6 protein-coding genes are annotated in these 5,390 nt (G+C 70.4%); 4 read left to right on the top strand and 2 right to left on the bottom strand.

Features of this window, described 5'->3' with window-relative positions; all coding sequences use genetic code 11:
* Positions 1-155 precede the first annotated feature (155 nt).
* Both CVO76_RS08360 and CVO76_RS08355 read right to left on the bottom strand, forming a co-directional pair.
* On the bottom strand, positions 156-488 hold the full coding sequence (locus CVO76_RS08360) for an FmdB family zinc ribbon protein (RefSeq protein WP_208738950.1): 333 nt from the start codon (positions 486-488) through the stop codon (positions 156-158).
* Between the two features lie 81 nt (positions 489-569).
* Positions 570-1,223: a 5-formyltetrahydrofolate cyclo-ligase gene (locus CVO76_RS08355; RefSeq protein ID WP_208738949.1), complete on the bottom strand. Its 654-nt coding sequence runs from the start codon at positions 1,221-1,223 to the stop codon at positions 570-572.
* A 57-nt stretch (positions 1,224-1,280) separates the two neighbouring features.
* On the opposite strand from CVO76_RS08355, the gene galU reads away from it, so the two are divergent.
* From galU to CVO76_RS08335, 4 genes are all read left to right on the top strand, one after another.
* Positions 1,281-2,183, top strand: a complete 903-nt coding sequence (galU, locus tag CVO76_RS08350; protein WP_133082533.1) for a UTP--glucose-1-phosphate uridylyltransferase GalU — start codon at positions 1,281-1,283, stop codon at positions 2,181-2,183.
* A gap of 30 nt (positions 2,184-2,213) precedes the next feature.
* Positions 2,214-2,819: a GNAT family N-acetyltransferase gene (locus CVO76_RS08345; RefSeq protein WP_432206088.1), complete on the top strand. Its 606-nt coding sequence runs from the start codon at positions 2,214-2,216 to the stop codon at positions 2,817-2,819.
* 248 nt (positions 2,820-3,067) lie between these two features.
* The gene (locus CVO76_RS08340) at positions 3,068-3,883 is read left to right on the top strand and encodes a hypothetical protein (protein ID WP_133082535.1); all 816 of its coding nucleotides are present in this window, start codon (positions 3,068-3,070) and stop codon (positions 3,881-3,883) included.
* 62 nt (positions 3,884-3,945) lie between these two features.
* Positions 3,946-5,205 (top strand): phosphotransferase family protein, encoded by a 1,260-nt coding sequence (locus CVO76_RS08335; RefSeq protein WP_208741634.1) that lies wholly within the window; start codon positions 3,946-3,948, stop codon positions 5,203-5,205.
* The last annotated feature ends 185 nt before the right edge of the window (positions 5,206-5,390 follow it).

Below are 5,390 nucleotides of genomic sequence, written 5' to 3'. Positions count from 1 at the left end.
CGGAGCGGAACGCCTGCAGGGCGGGTCGACGTCATGCACGGACCCTAGGCGGGAAGCCGTGTCACCGGGCCCGGCCGGACGCTATGTGGACATGATCGGTGGCCGCGGTGTGCCGAGCGGCAGCTCGGTGCCGGGGAAGCGCCGCGGGCGGCAGCTCAGGACGCGGCTGCCGCAGCCCCGCTGCTGGTTGCTCCCGCGGTGCTCGGAGACGCGGTGGAGGACGAGCTGGATGCCGTCGAGCTCGACGCGTCGGAGGTCGGCTTCGCAGCGGAGCTCGCGGAGCTCGAGCCGGCGTCCGTGCTGGTCTTCGTGTCCCGGGAGTCGTTGCGGTAGAAGCCCGAGCCCTTGAAGACGACGCCCACGCTGTTGAACTTCTTGCGCAGCGATCCGCCGCACTCGGGGCACACCGTGAGCGAGTCGTCGGAGAACGACTGCTGGATGTCGAAGGCGTGGCCGCAGTCCTTGCAGGCATAGGCGTACATGGGCATGGAAATCCTCCTGGACGAACAACGTGGTCCCCGGATGGCTCACCGACACTGCTTTGGCACTCTCCGGGGTCGAGTGCCAGTCTACACTGCGCGGTCTCGGGTCCCGAAGCGCAGCAGCCCGTCGGGCGTGAAGGCGCCACCCAGAGGCTGGTCGTAGGGCTCGGAGGGGACGGCGCCGGCGGGAAGGACCTCGGTCCGGTACACCATGCCCAGCCGCGGGACCGCCCCCGGTCCGTCGACGGGACGGTCGGCCAGGAACCGGTCGTAGTAGCCCCCGCCCTGACCGATCCGGTTGCCCGTCCGGTCCACGCCGAGGGCGGGTACCAGGATGAGGCCCACGTCCGGCAGGTCGTCGAATGCGAGCCTCGGTCCGACGGGCTCCTGGACGGGAGCGCGGACGGACCGCTGCAGCGCGACGCCGGGGACCCAGCGGACCCAGGACAGGCGGTAGGCGGGCTCACAGACGGGCACGACGACGCCGAAACCGAGGCGGCGCAGTTCTCCGACGAGCCGTTCCGTGGCCGGTTCCGGGTCGACGCCGAGGTACGCGGCGACCGTCGGCAGGGGAGAGTCGAGGCGCCCGGCGGGCCGGTATCGGTCGGAGAGGTACTGCACCACGACCCGGCGCAGACCGTCCGACTGGTCCTCCCGGTCCGAGGCCTGCAGGGTCGCCCGGGAGGCGCGGAGGGATGCGCGCAGGCCGGCCTTGTCCGTATCACGAGCTGAAGCGGTCATTCCACCATTGTGCGCAGCGCCCGAGGAATCCAGTGCCTTTTATGTAATGTGGTGCTCATGACTCTGCAATCACGTGTGACGAAGGCCGTTATTCCTGCGGCCGGTCTGGGGACCCGCTTCCTTCCAGCCACCAAGGCCATGCCGAAGGAAATGCTTCCTGTCGTCGACAAGCCCGCCATCCAGTACGTCGTCCAGGAGGCCGTCGACGCCGGACTGTCCGACGTCCTGATGATCACCGGGCGTAACAAAAGGGCCCTCGAGGACCACTTCGACCGCGTGCCGTTCATCGAGCAGACGCTCGAGGCCAAGGGCGATCACGACAAGCTGGCAGCGGTGCGCCGCCCCTCCGAGCTCGGTGACATCCACTACCTCCGCCAGGGCGACCCGAAGGGCCTCGGGCACGCCGTCCTCCGCGCCAAGCTGCACGTCAACAACGAGCCGTTCGCCGTCCTGCTCGGTGACGACCTGATCGACGAACGCGATTCCCTGCTCGAGACCATGATCGAGGTCCAGGCCAGGACCGGCGGCTCCGTGATCGCCCTCATCGAGGTGGACCCCGAGCAGATCAGCGCCTACGGCTGCGCCGACATCACGGCGATCGACGGCGAGAGCCACGTGCGCGTGAACCAGCTCGTCGAGAAGCCGTCCGTCGAGGATGCGCCGTCGAACCTGGCAGTGATCGGACGCTACGTCCTCCACCCGCGGGTCTTCGAGGTCCTGGAGACCACGAAGCCCGGTCGGGGCGACGAGATCCAGCTGACCGACGCACTGCAGACCCTCGCAGCAGCCGACGGGGAAGGCTCCGGCGTGTACGGCGTCGTCTTCCGCGGCCGCCGGTACGACACCGGCGACAAGCTGAGCTACCTGAAGGCCGTCGTGACCCTGGCGTCGGAGCGCGAAGACCTCGGTCCGGACCTCCGTGCCTGGATCAAGGACTTCAGCAAAGAGCTCTCGGACTAGCACGCCGTGTGGTCGGCAGCCAGCTGGCCCGTGACCCTCAGGACCGGATCCCTGGTCCTGAGGCCCATCCGCCACCGCGACAAGGCGGCGTGGACGGCCCTGCGCCGCCGCAACGCCCCGTGGCTGGCGCCCTGGGAGGCCTCGAATCCTGATCCGAACGGTTTCCTCCCCACCTATCACCAGATGGTGCGGTCGCTGACGTCCCAGGCCAGGGCCGGCTCGGCGCTGCCGTTCCTGATCACCGAGCAGGGCCCCGGTTCACGCGACGCCCGGCTCGTGGGGCAACTGACGGTCTCGGGGATCACCTGGGGCTCGGCGATGTCGGCCACGCTCGGGTACTGGGTCGATTCCGAGCGGGCCGGACGGGGAATCGCGCCGACGGCCGTGGCCCTCGCGACCGACTACTGCTTCGGTGATCTCGGTCTGCACCGGATGGAGATCAACATCCGCCCGGAGAACCGGGCCAGCCTGCGGGTGGTCGAGAAGCTGCACTTCCGGGATGAGGGCCTCCGCCCGCGCTACCTCCACATCGCGGGGCAGTGGGCGGACCACAGGAGCTTCGCCCTGACGGCGGAGGAGGTTCCGCGCGGGCTGCTGTCACCGTGGCTCGAGGGCGGGACTCCCCGTCCGGGCTGACCGATCCAATTCCGGAAGGAGCATATTAGGCTCCGACACACCGGCGGCAATGCCGGAGTCGTGGTACGACTGCTTCTACGGTTCTAAGTGTGGTCTTCTCCCTGGACAGCTCGTTGGTGCTCGCCGCAGTCGTCGGCGTGTGGCTGCTCTGGGTGGCCCCGATTGTGCTGCGAAGGACCAGGCCGGCCACCGCCGGCAGTACACCCCAGATGCCGAGAGCCAGGACCGACGTCCCCGTGGAGAACATGATGACAAGTAACGCGCCGCACGACGATGCAGCCGCCACAGGGGACGACGCCCTGCCGCCGGCACGGACCACGCCGGATGCCGATGGTGCGCCCGCCCGCTCGGTGGCCCCCCGCACGATGACGGTGACGCCGTACCGGGGTCGCATGGCCGTGGCGGCCGTGGGCCTCGTCGCACTCGTAGCCACCCTGGTCACCTTCGCACTCGCCCTGTTCGGAGCCGTCTCGCTGCTCCTTCCCCTCGCGTGCATCGCAGTGGTGGCCCTCGCCGTGGCCGCACTGCGGCTCCTCGCCGTCCGTGGCCGGCAGGCTCGCGTCAACCGTGCGTTCGCCCACGCCATGGCGCCGGTCCGCGAGATGGCCCCGGAACGCTCCGCGGTGGTGCTGCCCGCACCTGCCGCGCCCAGACGCCCCACCACGCTGTTCGACGCCCAGGAGACTGCCGCGCGACCCTTGTCCGCCATGGAGCTGCGGACCGCGGCACTCGCCGTGGCGCACGGTTCGTCCGTAGTGGATGTCCGCGCAGCGGCGTCGTCCACCACCGTGGACGCTGCTCTCCCGCCGGCCGGTACGACGGCGTGGGCGCCTGTCGAGGTGCCTCGTCCCACCTACGTGGACGCTGCGAAGGCGGAACGCCAGGCTCCCGCCCCCCTGGATCTGCCGGAGGCCCCGAAGCCCTCCACGAAGACCCCCATCAAGGCCTCCGAAGCCGCGGCTCGGGTTGCCGAAGCAGCGGAGGACGCCGAGGCAGCGGCCGTCTCGGCTCCGATGACGGGACGCATCAATCTGGACGACGTCCTCCAGCGTCGCCGCGCCTGACGCCTCCGTCATGGGGGCAGCCGGGCCGCGCTCGATGACGGTCGCACGCATTTAGGTCCCGGATGAGGGCGAGGGACGTACGCATCATCAGCGAGCAGGAGACCATCGCTCTCCTTGCATCCGATGCGCCCGGAGAGCTCCTGCAGACCACGCTCGCCGCCGCGGGGTGGGACCTCCTCTCCTGGCGACCGGGCCCGGTCCACCACCGCCCCGGAGCGGGGGTGACGGGCGTCTTCTCCATCGAGGTCCGTAGGTCCGGCCCGTCCGGTCGCGCGCCGGGGACATCCGTCCCGACCCACGCCTGCATCACCTCGTCAGCCATCCCGCAGCCCGGGAACCGCGTCTCCTCGTTCTCCCGCAGGGGAGCCGGCGCACTGTCCGTCTGGGTGCACCCAGACGATCCGCAGCTGCCCGGACTGCCTCTGGCCCTCGACCCGGTGCGCGTCACCCCGTTCGCCTTCGGCCGCGGGCACGCCGCCGACGCGACGGTGCTCGACCTCAGGAGCTACCGTCCGCTCCGGCGCGCCGTGGTCCTCGCGGTCAATGGGAGCGACCGCCGCTACCTGAAGGTGCTCCGCGCCCGGACGGCAGGGCCGCTCGTCGAACGGCACCGCATGCTGCGGGCCGCAGGGGTGCCCGCGCCGGTCCTCGCAGGGGATCCCCTGCAGGACGTCGTCGCGATGCACCCGGCGCCGGGTACGCCACTCGCGGAGCTCCTCATGCGGACCGGAGCGGCGGACGTCGATCCCCACGCGCTGGTGCGGGTGCTCACAGCTCTGCCCGCGGCCGTCCTCTCCTTGTCGGAGCGACCCCCATGGGCGGCGCGGGTCCGGGACTACGCCGAGGGAGCGGTCGCGGCATTGCCCTCGGAGGCGGATCGCATCCGCCGCATCGCCAAAGGCATCGACCATGCGGTGCGTTCGACCGACGCCGGACCGCTGGTGCCCACGCACGGTGACTTCTACGAGGGCAATCTGCTGATGACGGACGGAGCCGTATCGGGACTCCTCGACGTGGATGCGCTCGGCCCCGGACACCTCGTGGACGACCTCGCATGCTTCCTCGGCCACATCGCGGTCCTGCCCGGGCTGCATGCCGGCTACGAGCACGTCCCCCAGGCCCTGCTGCGATTCCTGCAGGCGTTCGACCAGCACGTGGACCCCGCCGCCCTCCGGAGCCGCGCCGCGGCGGTGAGCCTGACCCTCATCGCAGGAGCGCGACGCCAGGCGGTGAGCGAGGGCGGCGTCATCGAGGCGCTCTCACGGCTGGACGTGGCCGAGCAGTTCCTCGTGGAAGCGAGGATTCTCGGCGCGGGGCGGTAGCCCGGCGTCGCCCTGATCGGATCCGGTTCGTCAGGAGGCGTCCACCGCTGGATCAGGCAGATTTGGCATACACGGCTGCGCTCATGACCTCGTAACCCACGAACGTCTCGTCGTTCCCGACCCAGGCATCATGACCGGCGGGGATCGAATAGGCGTCGCCGGCGTGGATGGTGGCGCGGCTGCCG

It is taken from the genome of Arthrobacter agilis (assembly GCF_002953615.1).
Classification (GTDB): domain Bacteria; phylum Actinomycetota; class Actinomycetes; order Actinomycetales; family Micrococcaceae; genus Arthrobacter_D; species Arthrobacter_D agilis_B.
Note: the sequence above shows the minus strand (reverse complement) of the source record. Positions and strands in the feature narration are given on the sequence as shown.